General features: G+C 65.9%; 19 protein-coding genes and 2 pseudogenes. 13 read left to right on the top strand and 8 right to left on the bottom strand.

Annotated features, from left to right (window positions below; genetic code table 11):
- Positions 1-963: pseudogene (locus P8R42_00005) on the top strand (IS3 family transposase).
- 36 nt (positions 964-999) lie between these two features.
- Here the strand turns inward: P8R42_00005 and P8R42_00010 are convergent.
- Positions 1,000-1,206: pseudogene (locus P8R42_00010) on the bottom strand (transposase).
- 255 nt (positions 1,207-1,461) lie between these two features.
- Here P8R42_00010 and P8R42_00015 point away from each other — a divergent pair.
- Complete coding sequence (locus P8R42_00015; GenBank protein MDG2303029.1) at positions 1,462-2,424, top strand: alpha/beta hydrolase; 963 nt, start codon at positions 1,462-1,464, stop codon at positions 2,422-2,424.
- On the opposite strand, the gene P8R42_00020 is transcribed toward P8R42_00015, so the two are convergent.
- The 4 genes from P8R42_00020 to P8R42_00035 all read right to left on the bottom strand — a co-directional run bounded on the left by P8R42_00020 (position 2,407) and on the right by P8R42_00035 (position 5,550).
- Positions 2,407-2,691 carry an alkyl sulfatase dimerization domain-containing protein gene (locus P8R42_00020; GenBank protein MDG2303030.1) on the bottom strand — a complete coding sequence of 95 codons (285 nt, stop codon included), beginning with the start codon at positions 2,689-2,691 and terminating at the stop codon, positions 2,407-2,409. The genes P8R42_00015 and P8R42_00020 overlap by 18 nt on opposite strands.
- Before the next feature lie 508 nt (positions 2,692-3,199).
- Entirely contained in the window at positions 3,200-4,234 is a 1,035-nt protein-coding gene (locus P8R42_00025) for a hypothetical protein (protein MDG2303031.1), read from the bottom strand.
- Positions 4,231-5,247: a phosphate acyltransferase PlsX gene (gene plsX, locus P8R42_00030; protein ID MDG2303032.1), complete on the bottom strand. Its 1,017-nt coding sequence runs from the start codon at positions 5,245-5,247 to the stop codon at positions 4,231-4,233. Before plsX ends, P8R42_00025 begins: the two co-directional genes overlap by 4 nt.
- 45 nt (positions 5,248-5,292) lie before the next feature.
- Complete coding sequence (locus P8R42_00035; protein ID MDG2303033.1) at positions 5,293-5,550, bottom strand: glutaredoxin family protein; 258 nt, start codon at positions 5,548-5,550, stop codon at positions 5,293-5,295.
- Between the two features lie 76 nt (positions 5,551-5,626).
- Between P8R42_00035 and rplU the strand changes: the two genes are divergently transcribed.
- The 7 genes from rplU to P8R42_00070 are packed head-to-tail and all read left to right on the top strand — an operon-like array spanning position 5,627 to position 11,031.
- Positions 5,627-5,938, top strand: coding sequence for a 50S ribosomal protein L21 (gene rplU, locus P8R42_00040; protein MDG2303034.1), 312 nt, complete (start codon positions 5,627-5,629; stop codon positions 5,936-5,938).
- 9 nt (positions 5,939-5,947) lie between these two features.
- Positions 5,948-6,232 carry a 50S ribosomal protein L27 gene (rpmA, locus tag P8R42_00045; GenBank protein ID MDG2303035.1) on the top strand — a complete coding sequence of 95 codons (285 nt, stop codon included), beginning with the start codon at positions 5,948-5,950 and terminating at the stop codon, positions 6,230-6,232.
- Positions 6,233-6,257: 25 nt separating this feature from the next.
- Positions 6,258-7,397, top strand: coding sequence for a GTPase ObgE (gene obgE, locus P8R42_00050; GenBank protein ID MDG2303036.1), 1,140 nt, complete (start codon positions 6,258-6,260; stop codon positions 7,395-7,397).
- Positions 7,390-8,562 (top strand): glutamate 5-kinase, encoded by a 1,173-nt coding sequence (proB, locus tag P8R42_00055; GenBank protein ID MDG2303037.1) that lies wholly within the window; start codon positions 7,390-7,392, stop codon positions 8,560-8,562. Before obgE ends, proB begins: the two co-directional genes overlap by 8 nt.
- Positions 8,562-9,230: a nicotinate (nicotinamide) nucleotide adenylyltransferase gene (gene nadD, locus P8R42_00060; GenBank protein ID MDG2303038.1), complete on the top strand. Its 669-nt coding sequence runs from the start codon at positions 8,562-8,564 to the stop codon at positions 9,228-9,230. Before proB ends, nadD begins: the two co-directional genes overlap by 1 nt.
- Positions 9,231-9,246: 16 nt before the next feature.
- Positions 9,247-9,678 carry a ribosome silencing factor gene (gene rsfS / locus P8R42_00065; GenBank protein ID MDG2303039.1) on the top strand — a complete coding sequence of 144 codons (432 nt, stop codon included), beginning with the start codon at positions 9,247-9,249 and terminating at the stop codon, positions 9,676-9,678.
- A gap of 3 nt (positions 9,679-9,681) precedes the next feature.
- Positions 9,682-11,031, top strand: a complete 1,350-nt coding sequence (locus P8R42_00070) for a tetratricopeptide repeat protein (protein MDG2303040.1) — start codon at positions 9,682-9,684, stop codon at positions 11,029-11,031.
- On the opposite strand, the gene P8R42_00075 is transcribed toward P8R42_00070, so the two are convergent.
- Genes P8R42_00075 through fabF form a run of 3 tightly spaced genes read right to left on the bottom strand, consistent with a single transcriptional unit; the run spans position 10,981 to position 14,404 of the window.
- Positions 10,981-12,171, bottom strand: a complete 1,191-nt coding sequence (locus P8R42_00075) for an ArsA-related P-loop ATPase (GenBank protein ID MDG2303041.1) — start codon at positions 12,169-12,171, stop codon at positions 10,981-10,983. The genes P8R42_00070 and P8R42_00075 overlap by 51 nt on opposite strands.
- Positions 12,168-13,127, bottom strand: a complete 960-nt coding sequence (locus tag P8R42_00080; GenBank protein ID MDG2303042.1) for an ArsA family ATPase — start codon at positions 13,125-13,127, stop codon at positions 12,168-12,170. Before P8R42_00080 ends, P8R42_00075 begins: the two co-directional genes overlap by 4 nt.
- Positions 13,124-14,404, bottom strand: a complete 1,281-nt coding sequence (fabF, locus tag P8R42_00085) for a beta-ketoacyl-ACP synthase II (protein MDG2303043.1) — start codon at positions 14,402-14,404, stop codon at positions 13,124-13,126. The genes P8R42_00080 and fabF overlap by 4 nt, the downstream gene beginning before the upstream one ends.
- Before the next feature lie 161 nt (positions 14,405-14,565).
- Here fabF and bamD point away from each other — a divergent pair, with 161 nt between their 5' ends.
- The 4 genes from bamD (at position 14,566) to P8R42_00105 (ending at position 17,390) form a co-directional block, all read left to right on the top strand.
- The gene (gene bamD, locus P8R42_00090; protein ID MDG2303044.1) at positions 14,566-15,399 is read left to right on the top strand and encodes an outer membrane protein assembly factor BamD; all 834 of its coding nucleotides are present in this window, start codon (positions 14,566-14,568) and stop codon (positions 15,397-15,399) included.
- Positions 15,396-16,055, top strand: a complete 660-nt coding sequence (locus tag P8R42_00095; GenBank protein ID MDG2303045.1) for a HesA/MoeB/ThiF family protein — start codon at positions 15,396-15,398, stop codon at positions 16,053-16,055. Before bamD ends, P8R42_00095 begins: the two co-directional genes overlap by 4 nt.
- A gap of 67 nt (positions 16,056-16,122) precedes the next feature.
- Entirely contained in the window at positions 16,123-16,404 is a 282-nt protein-coding gene (locus P8R42_00100) for a MoaD/ThiS family protein (GenBank protein ID MDG2303046.1), read from the top strand.
- Between the two features lie 59 nt (positions 16,405-16,463).
- Positions 16,464-17,390, top strand: a complete 927-nt coding sequence (locus P8R42_00105) for a cysteine synthase family protein (GenBank protein MDG2303047.1) — start codon at positions 16,464-16,466, stop codon at positions 17,388-17,390.
- Positions 17,391-17,411 lie beyond the last annotated feature (21 nt).

The following is a 17,411-nucleotide window of genomic DNA, read 5'->3' on the forward strand; positions in this document are numbered from 1 at the left end:
GACAGCCAACGACACGAAGCGACTGCGCTCGCTTGAGCAGGAGAATGCACGGCTCAAGAAGCTGGTCGCAGAGCGCGATCTCGAGATCGAAGTCATGAAGGAGATCTCGGCAAAAAAGTGGTGAGCGCACGCGTTCGTCGCCGACAAGTTGCCTACGCATCGTCGCGTGGCCTGTCGGTGCGAAGAGCGTGTGCGCTGATCCAAACGGCACGATCGTCATTGAGATACGAATCGAAGAAGGCCGCACGAGACGCTGCGGTGGTGGTGCGGATGCGAGAGCTCGCCGGCTTGTATCCTCGCTACGGCTATCGCCGCATTCGGATCTTTCTGGCTCGGGAGGGCTTCAAGATGAGCTACCAGCGAGCGCACCGGCTCTGGAGAGCGGCGGGCCTCCAGGTGCCGCGAAAGCGGCCCCGTCGCCGTCCGTCCACCTCGCGGCCGAAGACACCGGCAGCGACGGAAGCCAATCAGGTCTGGGCATACGACTTCGTCTTCGACGCGTGCGCCAATGGGCAGCAGCTGAAGTGCTTGACTGTGATCGATGAATTCACCCGCGAAGCACTCGCCATCGACGTGGCCGGGAGCCTTCGATCGACACGGGTCATCGAAGTCCTAGCGAAGCTCGTGAGCATCCGCGGCGCACCGGGGTTTCTAAAGAGCGACAACGGGCCGGAGTTCGTCTCGCGGGCAGTACTGCAGTGGCTCAGCGACGCTGGAATCGACTGCGCCCTTAGCGACCCGGGCAAACCATGGCAGAACGGCACCGACGAGAGCTTCAACGGGAAGCTCCGAGACGAGTGCTTGAGCATGGAGTGGTTTCGAAGCCGCAACGAAGCCGTCGCGGTGATCGAAACCTGGCGACGTCACTACAACGAAGTCCGGCCGCACTCGAGCCTGGACTACCAGACCCCGATCGAGTTCAAGAACAACATCAACCCACCCGCAGAGGCGATCTCTCAATAATCGACTGGGCCGAAGAACCCGGGCAGGTTACGACCGGTAGTACAAATCCGGGGCGAGCCCTTCGCGGCGCCACAGGGCGGCAATGCTCTCTCCCCCACGCAGTCCTTCGAGGACGATGCGGATCTTCTCTTCCGCAGAAAAACGGCGGCGTGTCTTGCGCTGAATGTCGCGGACGACCTTCTGTGCACTCTCTCCCTCCACCCATTGGTTTCTCCTTCCCTTTGGGCCGGGAGTGTCTCTCATTTCATCGACTTATTTGGTCCAACCGTCTCTGAATCCGAACAGTGCGCACCGACCGCGGAATCGAGCACGCCTATATCGAGCCGCGCCCCCCGCAGCCGGGCGCCAAGGTCGAGCGCTCACACCGCACCAACTTCAGCCCTGCTTCCGCGATGTGTATATTGGAAGGGGCCACATGGCTTTCGATGGCCGCGGCTACTGCGATTTTGCGAAACCCACGTCGGGCTCGAGCCCACGCCATTCCAAAGAGGAAACCCCATGCCCGCCCCTCGGCCCACACAGCCCTCCACTCCTCCCGCCGACGCCTTCGAGATCCATCGCGCGCGCGTCGCCGAAGGGATGAACCTCGCGTATGTCCGTGAGGGCGTCGGGGGCTATCCCCTGCTCCTCGTTCACGGCTATCCTGAGACGAAGCGGGTGTGGTGGCGGAACATTCTTCCGCTCGCAGAGGCCGGATTCGAGGTCATCGTGCCGGACCTTCGCGGCTACGGCGACTCGGATCTATCCGAGAAAGACGAGTACGACATCGTGCTCTACTCGAAGGACCTCTTCGCTTTGGTCCACGACGTTCTCGGTCACGAGAAGTTCGGCCTGATCGCCGGCGACGTGGGCGGCGCAGTGATCGTCGACATGGCGAATCGTCACCCCGAGCATGCCGATCGGATGATCTTCTTCAATACGGTCGCGCCGGTCATCTACGAGGAACCCGAGTGGTACGCAGAGCGAAGCCTCTCGATGAACCCTCTCGAGCATGGCCCCACCGGAGACTACCGAATCCGGCAGGGGCGCGATCCGGAAAAGCTACGTGCAGACCTCGACACGCCTGCACGTTGCCGCCAGTACGTCCGCGATTTTTATGAGCACCGCCTGCTGGCGTCGCAAGGCTCTTTCGAAGAAACCGACTTCGACTTCATGGTCGAGCCCTTCGGGGACATCAATCGCCTCGCGGCCGCCTGGGCACCGTACCAACTCGAGTACGGGCGGCCGATGAGCGAGATCCCAATGATGATGCAGAAGACCCAGACACCGACGATGATCCTACACGGGCCCGACGATCAGATCGTGCCGAAGGACTTCCCGAAACTCTGTGAACTCGCATTCCCGAATCGGACCGGCCCGCTCGTCGTCCCCGAGTGTGGTCATTTCCTGCAATGGGAGCGGGCGGATGTGCTGAACGATCTCGCGATTCTCTACTTCGCAGGCCTACGGCCTGGGCGTTAGTCCAGGTTCCCTCATCGCGTCTCGGGCACGCGCGACCAGCTTCGGCGCTCCACCTGCGAGTGCGACGATCTCGCGCGCCTGCGCGTCCATCGGTGCCGGGGTCCAATGCGAAGGAATGTCGTCCCACCAGCCGATGTATTGCCTGATGATCATCTTGGAGACGTACTGCTCCCGCAGGCTGTGTTGGTCTGCCAGCTCGGGTGGCAGTTCGATGGTGTCGGGAATCTCGTCCTGGCGGAGGCCCGTGTTCAGGCCGTCGATCGTCACCCCCGTGATGTAGTAGAGGGCATCGGCGAGCTGAAGGAGCCCCTTTCTGAATCAAGGCGGGGTCGGTGATCGCCTCGCCGTGGCCCGGCAGCAGCATCTCAGGGTTCTTGGCCGCGATCGCGCGCAGCGCTCGGGCCCACTCTTCGGGGTGGCGTTGGACGCGCTTGCCGTTCCCGGAGTTCGGCGAATGAACGTGCCTTGGTGGAGAAGCCCCCGGGGTGAGCTGCGCACACAAAGACCTCGACGCCTGCGGTTCGGGATCCTGTATCAAGGAAATCGACGAGACTCGTTCACGTGCTTCAGCTTCGACCCCGGCAGGTTCTCGATCCCCGCGGAAGGCGCACAGCAGGCACAGGCTCTCAACCCATTGGACGACGGAGCGCTCCCGGCCAAGGGTGTGAACTACCGGAACTCGTACGCGTTCCATTCGACCCGAGGATATCCCAGGCACCGCGCCACAGAGAATCACTGCAATCCACTCACCTGCCGAGACGGACAACTCCGACCCCTAATCGGCCTCCCAGTCCGCCAGAAGCGCAGGGTAGTCGGCACCTGCGAGTTTCGGCAGCCGCTTTCGACGCCGGAACCGCGCGAGCGCCTCGCGAAGCCGCGCCCGGAGCGCATCCTCGCTCTTTGCCAGCGGCGCCAACTCGGCCCGCGCGAGCCGCCGAACCAGCCGATCGCGGGTCTCGAGCCGCAGATGCCCGCGCCGCGTGAGGTCGTCGATCGAGTTGCGAAGGCGATGACCGCCGTAGCCACCTCCCTCCGCCAGAGCGCGCGCGATGTCCATGACCGCGTCGAGATCGAGCCTCCCCGCCTGAAACAGCGAGGCTCCCGCCTGCAGAGTGTTGAAGGTGGGCACCACTCGAGGACCGTACGGCCGGAAGCGAGACGGCGGTGTTCGGCGCTCGAGGTTGATGTAGATGTGCCCCACAGCATCCGGGGCGCTGCCGGCAAGAACCTCGGCCGCGTCCAGGATGCGCTGAACCGGCGCCCGGCCGACCTCCACCGCGAGGAGGACGCGCTTGAGCGTGTCCATGTCGATGCCGCCGGCGAGGATATCCGCGTAGAGCGAGTAGATGACGGGATCGCTTTCCCAATCGTCCCCGAAAAGGTACTCGCACGCGGCGGCGGGTCCGGCGATTCGCGCCCGGAGCAACTCGCCGAGCTTGTAACCCACCTGCTCCCGGAGGCTGCCCCAGCGTCCGCGGACGAGATGCTTCAATTGGTCCTTGAAGGTGATGCCGTCGTACTCGACGCCGTCGAGCTCGAGCTTCTCCCGAATCGCACCGCCGATCTGCGGAGGACTCGCCGAGAGGAAGAACACGTAAGGCGTGCGCGCCTGCCTCTCCGCGCAGCGGCGCAGCGCCTGGATCAGCTCCGGCACCGCGGGGAGATGGACCTTGTCCGCGCCGCCCTCGAACGGGATGCGGACCATCTTCCGCAGGCTCTCGAACTCGGTGCGAAGGTAAGTCTTGTCCAGGTCCCAGCGGAACGTGACGGCGCCCGCGTCGACCCGGGCGGCAACCGACACCCCGCTCACCGAATCTCCACAATCTTCTCGGCGATGTCCGGAATGATTCCGTCTCGCACTGCCTTTGCCGCCACCTTGATCGCATTTCCGATCGCACCGGACCCGGACCTGCCGTGCGCCTTGATGCACACGTGCTCGAAACCCAGGATCGGCGCGCCGCCGTAAGTTTGGAAATCTCCGAGCGTCCGAATGCGCTCTATGCCCGACGACAACATCGCCATCCCGACTCTCCACCTCCACTTCTCGTGCGCCGCATTCGTCGCGAGGCTCGACGCGACTCCGGCGACGCCCTCCAGAAGCTTCAGGACTACGTTGCCGAGCAGGCCCTCCGCCACCACCACGTCGGCGCGGCCGGTCGTGATGTCATGGCCTTCGATGTTCCCGATGAACCCTACGCCGGGCAGGTCGGACAACAGCCGGTGCGCTGCCACGAGGACTTCACCCCCTTTGTTCTCTTCGGCGCCCATGTTGAGGAGGCCGACGCGGGGCTCGGTCACCTTCGAGACACATCGGGCGTAGGCACTGCCCATCACGCCGAACTGTGCGAGTTCCACGGCTTCGCAGCGGATCGTGGCGCCGACGTCGAGCAGAAGCCCGAGGTGATCCTGCCCCTCATACTCGGGCTGGCGCGGAAACACGCTCGCGAGAGCCGCCTTCTTGATCCCGGGAAGGAGTTTCCAGTGCTTCGCCGCCGCCAAAACGCACGCGCCGGTATTGCCAGCCGAGACCATCGCATCGGCCTCGCCCGCGGCGACCATCCGCGCGGCGACACTGATCGAGGCATCCTTCTTCCCCCGCAGTCCCGCGCGCGGGTCCTCCGACATTCCGATGACCGCCGAGCAGTGGCGAACGGAGATCAGCTCGGGATCGTACTCCCCTGCATCGAGCAGTTCCTGGATCCGGGCCTGGTCGCCCACGAGCACCATCTGGATGTCAGACTCGAGCGAAACCCGAGCGACGGCCCGAACGGTCTTTTCCGGGGCGAAATCGCCCCCCATGGCGTCCACGACGATTCGCGGCATTCCGGCCTCCGCCTCTCCCTCAACCCCGGCGAGCGGTCCTGCCGCTCACCTGCCCAAACGCGGCAAACGCCAGCGCGGTCTACCCAGCTTCCGGAGCAACTCCGTGCGGGTCACTCTGTACTTGAAGGCCTTCCTCCCGTCGATCTCGATCACCGGGACCTCCTCGCCGTAGCGCGCCGCGAGCTCCGGCATGGTATCGACGTCCACAACCTCCAGATCAAACGGAAAAGCCGCCTGGGCGCTACGGATTTCAGCCAGAGCCTCGTCGCAGAGGCAGCAGTCGTGCCGGCTGAAGACGACCACCCGACGGGCCGGCTCAGTTGACTCGCGCACACTCGTTCGGTAGCCGAGAGGGTTACCTTTTCCAAGGGATCTTTAAATGTCATACGCGATAATTCGAACCGGCGGTAAGCAATACCGCGTCGAGCCAGGCGACGTCATTCGTGTCGAGTCGCTTCCCGGAGATGTCGGTGCCGACATCGCCTTCCCTGAAGTGCTCCTACGTCAGACCGATGCTGGTCTCACGGTCGGCGAGCCACTCGTGTCGGACGCGAAGGTCTCGGGCGTCATCGTGAGCCACGAAAAAGAAGCGAAGATCCTCGTCTACAAGAAGCGGCGCCGGAAGAACTACCGACGTCTGCAGGGACACCGGCAAAACGTGACGGCCGTACGCGTCGTCGCGGTCGATTAGGGGCGAACCATGGCTCACAAAAAAGGTCAGGGCAGCACTCGGAACGGCCGCGACAGTCGCGGACAACGCCGTGGAGTGAAGATTTACGACGGGCAGGAAGCTCGAGCGGGCAGCATCATCATCCGCCAGCTTGGCACGCGCGTTCATCCCGGACGGAACGTCGGGATGGGTCGCGACTACACCCTGTTTGCGAAGATCGACGGCGTCGTCACCTACGAGCGCATGGGCAAGGACCGCAAGCGAGTGAGCGTCCTTCCGTCCTCGCTCGAGAGTTCTCCGGCCGCGTCGGCCTGAGGCCGGCGGTAAGAACGGCCTCCCGATGAGATTCATCGACGAGGTCAAGATCGTGGCCATCGGCGGTGCTGGCGGCAACGGCTGCGTCGCGTTCCGACGCGAGAAGTACGTCCCACGCGGGGGGCCCTCCGGCGGAGACGGTGGCCGCGGCGGTCACGTCCTGCTCCAGACCGATCGGCGCCTCGGCACCCTGCTCGACCTGCGCTACAAGCCCCGCCTCAAAGCGAAGCGCGGCCAGCACGGTCGCGGTAAGGATCAGTACGGCCGGCGCGGCGACGACATGATCGTCTCGGTCCCGGTCGGAACGATCATCAAGGACGAGGAGACCGGCGACGTCCTCGCCGACCTCGACAAAGAAGGCATGAGCGTGATCGTCGCTCAGGGCGGCGCCGGCGGGCTCGGGAACATCCACTTCACGAGCTCGACGCGGCAGGCGCCCCGAATCGCTACGCCGGGCGAAGACGGAGAGGAACGAACGCTCCGCCTCGAACTGCGCCTGCTGGCCGACGCTGGGCTCCTCGGGTTCCCCAATGTCGGGAAGTCCTCGATCATCACGCGACTCTCTGCGGCACGTCCGCGGGTGGCCGACTATCCATTTACGACGCTCGTCCCGAACCTGGGCGTCGTGCGGATCGACGAGGGGACCTCGTTCGTCCTCGCCGACGTTCCCGGCATCATCGAAGGTGCGCACACTGGCGCCGGGCTCGGGATCCGATTTCTAAAGCACCTCTCGCGCACGGCGGTTCTGGTCCACGTGATCGATCTCTCTGCGCCCGACGGAAGAGATCCGCTCGTCGATTTCGACAAGCTCCAGCACGAGCTCGCCGAGGCCGACCCCGCGCTCGCGGCGAAGCCGCAGATCGTCGTCGGCAACAAACTCGACCTGACTGGTTCGGACGACACGCTGGAACTCCTCCGGGATGAACTCGCCTCTCGCGGGATCGACATCTTCGGGATCTCCGCCGCCACGGGCGACGGACTCCAGGAACTCGCCGGTCGGATTGCCCGACTCCTCGCAGACCAAGAGCGCCAGGAGGATCTCGCTGCGGCGGAACGGGAGCGCGCAGTCGATCTCGCCGAGCGCGCAGCGGCAATCAACGCCGCCGCTGAGGGCGGCTCGGACGAAGACGCCGGCCCAGGCGAACCGGAGGACCACGATGGCTGAGCGTCGTGCCGAAATCGCCGCGCTGGGTCGCATCCGTCGGGTCGTAGTGAAAATCGGCTCGTCGGTACTTGCAAACGAGTCGGGCCTCGCCGCCTCTGAACTCTCCCGGCTCGCCGGCGAGATCGGCGCGCTGAAAGAGAGCGGCTTGTCGGTCACGGTCGTCTCCTCGGGAGCCATCGCCGCGGGACGCACCGTGCTCGGCGGCGGGCGCCCCCGGACGATCCCGCAGCGTCAGGCTGCGGCGAGCGTGGGCCAGATCCGCCTCATGGCCGAATGGGATCGCGCCTTCTCCGCGCAGGGCATCACCGTCGCGCAGATTCTTCTCGATGCCGAGGACCTCGCGAGCCGACACCGCTACCTGAACGCGGAGCACGCGATCTCCGCGCTCCACCGCGGTGGCGTTCTCCCGATCGTGAACGAGAACGACACGGTCGCCGTCGACGAGCTGAAGTTCGGCGACAACGACAACCTCTCCGCACTCGTTGCGACCCTGGTCGGAGCGGACCTGCTCGTCCTCTTGAGCGACGTCCCCGGTCTGTTCGAGTCCGATCCCAGAATCGACCCCGAAGCCGCGCTCATCTCGGCCCTGCATCGGATCGACAACAAGGTCCTCGCACACGCCGGCGACGGCTCGAACCCGCTGGGCACCGGCGGCATGCGCTCGAAGCTTCTCGCCGCGAAGAAAGCGGCGCACGCAGGGATCGCGAGCGTGATCGCCGACGGGCGCGAGGCGGGCACGCTGGCCCGCGTCCTCGACCCGGGCCAGAACGAAGGCACACTCATCCTTCCGAGCGCGGATCCCGTCGCGCGACGAAAGCACTGGATCGCTTTCTCGATGAAACCGCGGGGCTCCCTGCAGTGCGACGAAGGCGCGACGACTGCCGTCCGTCGTCGCGGTCGCAGCCTGCTCCCGTCCGGGGTCACTGCCGTAGAGGGAAAATTCCGTCGCGGCGACTGCATCTCGCTCGTCGACGCCGCCGGCGACGAGTTCGCGCGCGGGCTCGCCGTGTACGGTGCAGAAGAGGCCTCACTCATCGCCGGCAAGCGGAGTCAGCAGGTCGGCGGCATCCTCGGCTACGAGCTCGGCGCAGAGCTGGTCCACCGCAATGACCTCGTTCTTCTCGACGGCGACGCCCCCGTCGACCCAAAGAAGAAGAAGCGGTGATGCGCCGCATCGGCCTGTACGGGGGCAGCTTCAACCCCATCCATCTCGGACATCTCCGAACCGCGATCGAAGTGCGAGCCGCCGCCCGGCTCGAGGCCGTGTGGATGATTCCGGCTCACGAGCCGCCGCACAAGGGCCCCGAAGGCATGGCCCCAGCCGCCGACCGACTCGCCATGCTGCAAGCGGCTCTCGAAGGCGTCCCGGAGCTCCGAGTCGAACCGATCGAGCTCGAGCGGACCGGTCCGTCGTACTCGATCGACACTCTTCGGCTCCTCCGAGAGCGCCACGCGGGCGTGGAGTTCGCACTGATCCTCGGCTTCGACGCCTTCCGGGAGCTCCATACCTGGCACCAGTACGAGACTATGGTTGCCGAGACCGATCTCATCGTCACCACCCGCCCGCCCTACCCCGTCTCGCACGGGGCAAACCCCGCCCAGTTCGGAAAATTGCCAATTGCCGTCACGCAGGGGTTTTGGTACGACAAAAATATTGGGTGTTACGCTCATGAGAGCGGCCACCGCTTGGAGTTTCTCTCGGTGACGTCGCTCGATATCTCGGCCTCGACCGTTCGGGCCGACGTCGCCCGCGGCGCCTCGATCAGCTTCCTGGTGCCCGATTCCGTCCAATCCTACATCCTCGAACGCGGCCTCTATCGCGCCGCGCTCTGAAGCCGGATCATTCCCTGTGACACACGAAACTTCCGCAGAACAGAAAGACGACGCGATCTGGTCGCGAGTGGTGGAGAGCCTCGAAGCCGCCGTGGACAAGAAGGCCTCGGACCCGGTCGTCCTCGATCTGCGCGAGGCCAGTCAGATCGGCGACTACTTCGTCCTGCTCTCCGCACGATCCGACACCCAGGTCCGCGCGATCGCCAACGAGATCGAACAGCGGTGTAAGCTCGCGGGTGCTCGCGTTCTGTCCCTCGAGGGGAGCCAGAACGGGCAGTGGGCCCTGCTCGACTTCGGAGACTTCGTCGTTCACGTCTTCTACGAGCCGGTGCGAAAGTTCTACGATCTGGAACGACTGTGGGCGCGGGCTCCTCGCTGCGAGATTCCGACCGCCCTCCTGCATCCCCCCACGTCCGGCGATGCGCCGGCCCTGCCCCCAACGAGGTAGGACGTGCTGCGTCGAATCGCGATCATCCTTCTCGTCCTGCTCGTCGGAGGCGGTGTCGCCGTTCTCTTCCACTTCAACGGACACCCGACGACGGTCCACGTCGGGGAGAAAAGTTCGATCGAGCTGCCGACGGCTGCTCACCTGTTGATCGCTCTCAGCCTCGGAGCGGGACTCGTCGTCTTTGCGGGACTGCTCCGCTCGATCTCGGGAAGCTTCGGTCGCTGGCGCGAGCGCCGCCGGCAGAAGAAGGCGGCCGCCGTCGACAAGATTCGACAGGAAGGTCGTCACCGACTCTGGGCCGGCGACTTCCACAGCGCCGGTAAGAAGCTCGCACGCGCGGCGGAGAAAGAACCTCAAGATCTCGAAACCCATCTCGCCTTGGCGCGCTCGCAGCAGGAGCTCGGCGAACTCGAAGCGGCACAGAAGATCCTCGAGGCCGCACGCGCACAGCACGGTCCCCACCCCCGACTCCTATCCAGACTCGGCAACCTCGCGATGGCCCGCGGCAATAGCGGCGCCGCGATCGATGCGTTTCGCGAAGCCGCGGCCACGCAACCGGAGAGCCCGCGCCTTCTCGCCGAGCTGATGGCCGCGCTCGCCGCCGAGGGCCACTACGAAGATGCCGTCGATGCCGCGCGCCGACGACTCACGCTCGAGCGCCATTCCATTCGTCGCGAGCAGGCCAAGCGCGACTGGCTTGGTGTCCGCTACCGCGCCGCCGTCGCGCAGAACGATCCGAAGAAGGCGAACGAAGAGCTCAAGCGCCTCGCCTCGGAAGAACCGACGTTCCTCCCGCCACTCATGGAGTTGGCCGCACGTGCTCGCGCGGACGGCGACGTCCGCGGCGCCGACCGGCTCTACCGTGACTCGCTCCGCCGCCAGCCCAGCGGTGCCGTGCTCGACCGGTTCCAGTCTCTGCACACCGGTGCCGGCGAACCCGCGCGCGCGCTCGGCCCCCTGCGGGATGCGTCCGGGAAGACCGCCCTACCCGGCCCCCGGCTTCTACTCGCGCGGACCCTGGTCGCAGCGGGCAAGCTCGAGGCGGCCGAAGAGGCCCTGGCCGACCTGTCGCGCGAGAGCACGGCCAAGGGCCGCGCCGGCGCGGATATCGCCGCCGAGCGCGATCTCGTCTCCGGCGAACTGGCGCTGTCCCGCGGCAACGACCGAGAGGCGGCCAAATTGCTCCTGCGGGCGGCGACGGCGCGACGCACCCCCTTCTCCTACGCGTGCCAGAGCTGCGGACGAACCAACCGAGAGTGGATACCCTCCTGCGAATGCGGAGCCTACGGTACGTACGACTGGTCAGTCAACGGCGCTGAACAGGAAGCCGTGAAGGGACGCGAGCCCAGCTAGGTCGTGGATGTCGCTCGGCAGGTCGGGGACCTGAACCAGCGGCACTCCTTCGGGCAACCCACGGCGGAAGAGTTCGGTTCGCAACACGTCGCCGCGCGCGCGCGCCTGCCACGCGACGAGGTTTTCAGCGAGCCGCGACGACACCTCGTCGGCAGAGGCGCCTCCTTCGGCCGCGCCGAGCGCGTCGCGCACCCGCGGCGCGATCGCTGTCGCAACGGCATCGGCGGATCGCTCATCCGCCTCAATGGCCGGCAACAGAGCGTGCATCCGGTTCATCACGACGCCCTTGAGAGGCATCCCTCGTTCCGCCATCTGACTTGCGAGATACTCGACCTGCCCGAGCACCTGCTCGTCCGGCCCCGCCACGAGCACGAACGCGGTTTCCCGCGCGCGCAACAGCGCGGTGACCCGTGCAACGCGCACTTCAAAGCCGTCGAAGAGCTCTCCCATCGAGCCGAAGAAGTCGGTCACCTGGCCGAGCGCGGCAACGCCGGTCGCGTCCTCGACCTTCTTCAGCAAGAAGCTGACGGTCTTGTTCATCGTCTGCAGCGTCGACCACCCGGCCGAGAAGCCGGGCATGAACCAACGGACGATCTTCTTGTCCAGGAAAGCGAGCAGTCGCTCCGGCGCTTCCAGAAAGTCGAGAGCGTGTTGCGTCGGTGGCGTGTCGACGATGATCAAATCGTATCGTCCGCAGGCATCGAGCTCGCCGAGCTGCTCGACCGCCATGTACTCCTGCGAGCCCGCAAAGCTCTCCGAGAGCTGGCGGTAGAACGTGTTCTCGAGGATCTTGTCGCGCACCTCGTCCGAAGGCGCGTGGCGCGAAACGAGCTCGTCCCAGCTGCCTTTCTGGTCGAGCATCATCGCCGTGAGAGAGCCCACGCGGTCGGGCCCGAGCGATTCCAGGGACTCGGGTGCCACGTCACACGGCGTGTTCCCGATCGGACCCACGCCGAGGGAATCGGCGAGCCGCCGGGCAGGGTCGATCGTCAGCACGATCGCGCGGCGACCGTGGAGCGCACCCCAAAGCGCAAGGGTTGCAGCGGTCGTCGTCTTGCCGACGCCACCGGAACCGACGCACACCACGATGCGGTGGCCGTCGACGATCTCGGCCAGCTGAGACGAACCGACGGCGGTCATGACGGGTCCCCTCCGCCTTCGGAACGCAGGATCCCGGCCAGGGCGAGCACCTCGGTCGCGCCAAACTCTTCTCGGAAGAGATAGGGAAACACGGTCGTCGTCGTCCCGGTGGCCTCGCGCAGCCTTTCCACCTGCCGTGCATTGAGGCGCGCCCAGCCCGCCTCTTCTTCTGCGCGTCTCACTGCCTCCGCGAACAGAAGATCATCGCTGCGCCGCTCCTCGTCCGACACGGCACGACCGAGCCGCTCGAGTACCGACGGGTCGCACGGGGCGCTGTGCACCTGGTTCAAGACGAGAGCGGCGATGGAGAGACCGATCTCTCCGAGTCCGGAGAAGATCTCCAGCGTCTCGTTCGCGGGCATCTCCTCCGCGGTCGAGACCACCACCACCGCAGTCGCGAGCGGGTCACGCAGCAGCCCGAGTACACGCTCGGCCTCACGGTGCACGAGCCCGACCGGAAACGCCTCGAGCGCCGCGGCCGGCATGCGCAAGTACTGGAGGCTATGCCCCGTGGCCGGCGCGTCGACGAGGACGATCTCGGGTGCATCCTCGGCACCCGATTCGGATCGATTGGCCTCGAACCAGATCTTGCCGACGGTCATGAGCTCCTTGAGTCCGGGAGCGGCCGCGACGAAGTATTGGTAGATCGCGCTTTCGAAGATCGTGCTCAGCAATCTCCGCACGGGGATGACCATCGCGAGGTACTCTTCGAGCGCCGCTCGGCCGTCGACCGCGAGGTACGAAATCCGCTCGAGGCCCGAAGCCGGATCCGCGGCGCGGCGCAGCCCGCCCAGCGCATGCTCCAATCCCCGCGCCCCTTCCAACTCCACCACCAGGACGCGCTTCCCGCGTCGTGCCGCCTCCAACGCCAACGCGAGCGTCACGGTCGTGCGACCGACGCCTCCCTTCCCGACGGTGAAGAGCAAGCGACGGGCGAGAAGCGCCGAGAGGCTCACAGAGCTCCCGCTTCGGCCCCGTTCCGGTCCGCCCGCTGGAACACCAGGCACGCGTTCGTTCCACCGAACCCGAACGAATTCGAGATCGCGATCTTCACATCGACGGCGCGCGCCTCGTTGGGCACGTAGTCGAGATCGCATGCGGGGTCGGACTCTTCCTGATTGATCGTCGGCGGCAAGGTCTGCTCGCGAAGAGCCAGCGTCGTGAAAACGGACTCCACGCCTCCCGCCGCCCCGAGCAGATGGCCCGTCATCGACTTCGTGGAACTCACGGCCAGCTTCTTCGCGTGCTCACCGAAGACGTCCTTGATGGCCAAGGTCTCGTTCGAATCGTTGAACTGCGTCGAGGTGCCGTGCGCGTTGATGTAGTCGACGTCGGACGGCGCGATGTCGGCGTCGTCGAGCGCGAGACGCATACACTCGGCCGCGCCCCGGCCCTCCGGCGCTGGCTTCGTGATGTGATACGCGTCGCCGCTAGCGCCGTAGCCGATCACTTCCCCCTGGATGTGAGCACCACGCGCCTTGGCCGCTTCCCATTCTTCGAGGATCAGGATTCCCGCGCCCTCGCCCATCACGAAGCCGTCTCTCCCGAGATCAAAGGGGCGGCTCGCGCGCTCGGGCTCGTCGTTGCGCGTGGAGAGCGCACGCATGATGCCGAAGCCCGCAACGCCCAGAGCGGTGATCGCGGCTTCCGCGCCGCCGCAGATCGCCGCATCGAGATACCCGTCGCGGATCTGGCGGAATCCGTCACCGACGCCGTGTGCGCCCGAGGCGCACGCGCTCGTCGGCGCGTAGTTGATCCCGCGCGCACCGAAACGCATCGAGATGTGCCCCGGCGCAAGGTTCCCGATCAGCTTGGGAATGAAGAACGGCGAGAGCCTTTTGAGGCGGGACTCGATGTACGCGTTGTGCGTGTCCTCGATGGTCTGAAGACCGCCGATCCCGACGCCGACAATGCAGCCTACGCGCGCGGCATTGGAATCGTCGATGGTGAGCTTGGAGTCCTCCATCGCCATCGTCGCTGCTGCCATCGCGTACTGGATGAAGGCATCCATCCGACGCAAATCTTTCTTCTCGAGGTAGTCGAGCGGCTCGAAGTCGACCTCACCGGCGATCCTCGCCGGATAGTCCTCACACTCGAACTTGGTGATCCGGCGGATGCCCGACTTTCCCGCACAAAGCCCGGCCCAGTTCGCGTCGACGCCGAGCCCCAAAGGACTCACGACGCCCAGGCCCGTGATGGCCACTCTGCGGGCCGGTCGCAACGCGCGGGTCATACCGCACCCCCCACTCGAGCCTGCACCATGACCGGGAAAAGCACTGCCCCGTAGGTACGGAACCTCTCCGAGGAGTGTCAAGAGAGGAGGCCCCGGGGCGACAGCGCGAATCCGGCCGATTGTTTGCCCCCGCAAACCCGGTCGTTTACCGTTGCCATTATATGTCGTTTCCGTGTTCGTCCGGGAGAGTCGCTCTCCGTTTTTTGCTCGCAGGCCTCGTCGTCGTGACGTCCTCGGCCTGCGGCAAGAGCGCCATGCAGGTGGAGTCCCCCGACGCGCTCTACCAGGAGGCCGTGTCCGAACACGCCGACGAGGACTACGATATCGCCGTCCAGAAGTACCGGCAGCTGCTCGACCACTACCCGCTCGACCCTCGAGCCCAGGAGATCGAACTCCGGATCGCGCATGCCCACCTGGCAAACGAATCCCACCCGGAAGCGATCGCCGCCTTCAGCGACTTCCAGCGCATGCACCCGACGAGCCCACATGTACCCGAGGTCGAGTACCGGATCGGCCAGGCCTACGTGGAGCAGATCGACTCGATTGATCGCGACCTCGGGGCGGCCCGGAATGCGCACGCGCGGCTCCAGAGCATCCTCGCCCGGTATCCCAACTCCGAGTTCAACAAGGATGCGATCGACCAGCTCCACTACGTGCGCGAGCACCTCGCGGGTCGAGAACTCTACATCGCCGAGTACTACTTCGACCGCGACCACTATCCCGCCGGATGGGTTCGCACGGCCACGGTCCTGGCCCTTTTCCCGGAAACGACGACGGCCGCCCTTGCCGCCGAGCGTCTCGCCTCCGCCGCGTCCGACGTCGGCGATGAGGAAACCGCAAAACTCGCCACGGCTGCCGCAGCGGAACTCGAAGAAGCCGACCGCGAAGAGGACGGCGCACCCGGCGCGCGACGCTCCCCGGGGCCGGCCCTTCTCGCTCTTCGCGCCCACCTGCAAACCCTTCCCCCACCCGACAGCGAAGACGAAGGAGCGTGAACCTCCGAGCCGCGATCGTCGGCGTCGGGGGCCTTGGCGCACCAGCCGCGGTCGCCCTTGCTCACGTCGGCGCGGCGCTGTCGCTCTTCGATCCCGACCGGGTCGAACTCTCGAATCTCCCCCGCCAGCCTGCGTTCGGCGAGGCGGATCTCGGTGAAGAGAAGGCGGAATGCTGCGCCAGGCGACTCCGAGCTGAGCACACCGGCCTCGACGTCCGAGCCCACGTGGCGACGATCGGTCGCGACAACGGCGCGGGCTTGCTTGGCGGTCACCACGTGATCGTCGACGCGACCGACGGCATGACCGCAAAGGTCCTGCTGAACGACCTGGCCCTCGAGCTGGGTGTGCCCCTGGTTCACGCCGGCGTCCTGGGCCTCGATGGTCAGCTCATGACCATCGTCCCACGCCGCTCTGCCTGCCTCCGTTGCCTGTTCGTCGAGCTCCCGCCCGAAGACGAGATCCCGAGCTGCCAACAGGCCGGTATCCTCGGCCCGGTGGTCGGCGCCATCGGGCTGGCGGCCGCCCGGGAGGCCCACGCGGTGCTCGAAGATCGCTCGCCCCCGCTGGAGAATCGCCTCGCGATCCTGAACGGCGCCGCTCTGAAATGGCGCCAGATCGCCCTTCGCCGCAATCCAAGCTGCCCGCGGTGCACCTAGTGGACCGCCCTTGCGAACCCGTTTCCCCGTAGCCAATATCCATTCAGAAAGAGGAGGTTTCCGTACCATGCCTGTGACCGTCAAGGTTCCCACCCCGCTCCGAAAATTCACCGCTGGCTCCGAGTCCATCGAGGGCAACGGTGGCACGATGGGCGCCCTCGTCGAAGACCTCGAGCAGCGCCACCCCGGGATCCGCGAGCGGATATGCGACGATCAAGGCAAGGTTCGCCGCTTCGTCAATCTGTACGTCAACGGCGAGGACATCCGCTTCCTGCAGCAACTCGACACCCCGGTGAAGGATGGCGACGAGATCTCGATCGTTCCCGCGATCGCCGGGGGCGCCCTCTGAGCCGGCCTCACCCACCCAGTGGTGGTCTGACGAGGCCCGACGGTCTGCGTGCGAACAGCGTGGCCGAGCTCGTGGGCCGCACGCCGCTGATCCAGCTTACCGGCGTGACTCGCGACCTTCCGAAGGACGTCCGCGTCTGGGCAAAGCTGGAGGGCTTCAATCCGGGTGGGTCCGTCAAAGACCGCCCCGCGCTGCGGATGCTTCAAGAAGGACTTCGCACGGGAGCGTTGCGCCCGGGCAAGGTCGTCATTGATTCCACCTCGGGCAACACCGGCATCGCGCTCGCGATGATGGGTGCCGCACTGGGCTACCCGGTTCACCTCGTAATTCCGGGCAACGTGAGCGTCGAGCGAAGGCAGATCATCGAGGCGTACGGCGCGGTCGCGATCGAGAGCGACCCGCTCGAGGGCTCCGACGGCGCGATCCGGCATTGCCGCGAAGTGATCGCCCGCGACCCCGACCGGTACTTCAAGCCCGACCAGTACTTCAATCCCGCCAACCCGCTGGCCCACTACGAAACAACCGGCCCTGAACTCTGGGAGCAGACCGAGGGAAAGATCACGCATTTCCTGGCGGGAATCGGGACCAGCGGAACGGTGATGGGCACCGGACGGTTCCTGAAGGAGAAGAACCAGGCGGTCCAGATCCTCGCGGTCGAGCCGGACGATTCCTTCCACGGGATCGAGGGCCTGAAGCACATGGAGAGCTCGATCGTGCCCGGCATCTACAAAGAAGCCGAGCTTGACGGAAAGGTGCCCGTCGGCACCGAAGAAGCGTACGACATGGTCTACCGACTGGGTCGGGAAGACGGACTCCTGGTCGGCCAATCCGCCGGCGGTGCCTGCTGGGCCGCACTCGAGGTCGCGAGCAAGCTCGACCAGGGCGAAGTCGTCACCGTATTCCCCGACTTCGGGGAGAAGTACCTGAGCACAACGCTCTGGGCCGGCTGGGCGGACATCGGTCCGCCCGTTCGCGCGAACGGCTGAGACACTCGCGCCGAGGCAACC

Source organism: Candidatus Binatia bacterium (assembly GCA_029243485.1).
Lineage (GTDB): Bacteria > Desulfobacterota > Binatia > UBA12015 > UBA12015 > VGTG01.

Coding starts and splice junctions, on each gene's coding strand:
- P8R42_00015 (MDG2303029.1), top strand. CDS start 1,462: ATGCCCGCCCCTCGGCCCACACAGCCCTCCACTCCTCCCGCCGACGCC.
- plsX (MDG2303032.1), bottom strand. CDS start 5,247: ATGCCGCGAATCGTCGTGGACGCCATGGGGGGCGATTTCGCCCCGGAA.
- rplU (MDG2303034.1), top strand. CDS start 5,627: ATGTCATACGCGATAATTCGAACCGGCGGTAAGCAATACCGCGTCGAG.
- rpmA (MDG2303035.1), top strand. CDS start 5,948: ATGGCTCACAAAAAAGGTCAGGGCAGCACTCGGAACGGCCGCGACAGT.
- obgE (MDG2303036.1), top strand. CDS start 6,258: ATGAGATTCATCGACGAGGTCAAGATCGTGGCCATCGGCGGTGCTGGC.
- proB (MDG2303037.1), top strand. CDS start 7,390: ATGGCTGAGCGTCGTGCCGAAATCGCCGCGCTGGGTCGCATCCGTCGG.
- nadD (MDG2303038.1), top strand. CDS start 8,562: ATGCGCCGCATCGGCCTGTACGGGGGCAGCTTCAACCCCATCCATCTC.
- P8R42_00075 (MDG2303041.1), bottom strand. CDS start 12,171: ATGACCGCCGTCGGTTCGTCTCAGCTGGCCGAGATCGTCGACGGCCAC.
- fabF (MDG2303043.1), bottom strand. CDS start 14,404: ATGACCCGCGCGTTGCGACCGGCCCGCAGAGTGGCCATCACGGGCCTG.
- bamD (MDG2303044.1), top strand. CDS start 14,566: ATGTCGTTTCCGTGTTCGTCCGGGAGAGTCGCTCTCCGTTTTTTGCTC.
- P8R42_00100 (MDG2303046.1), top strand. CDS start 16,123: ATGCCTGTGACCGTCAAGGTTCCCACCCCGCTCCGAAAATTCACCGCT.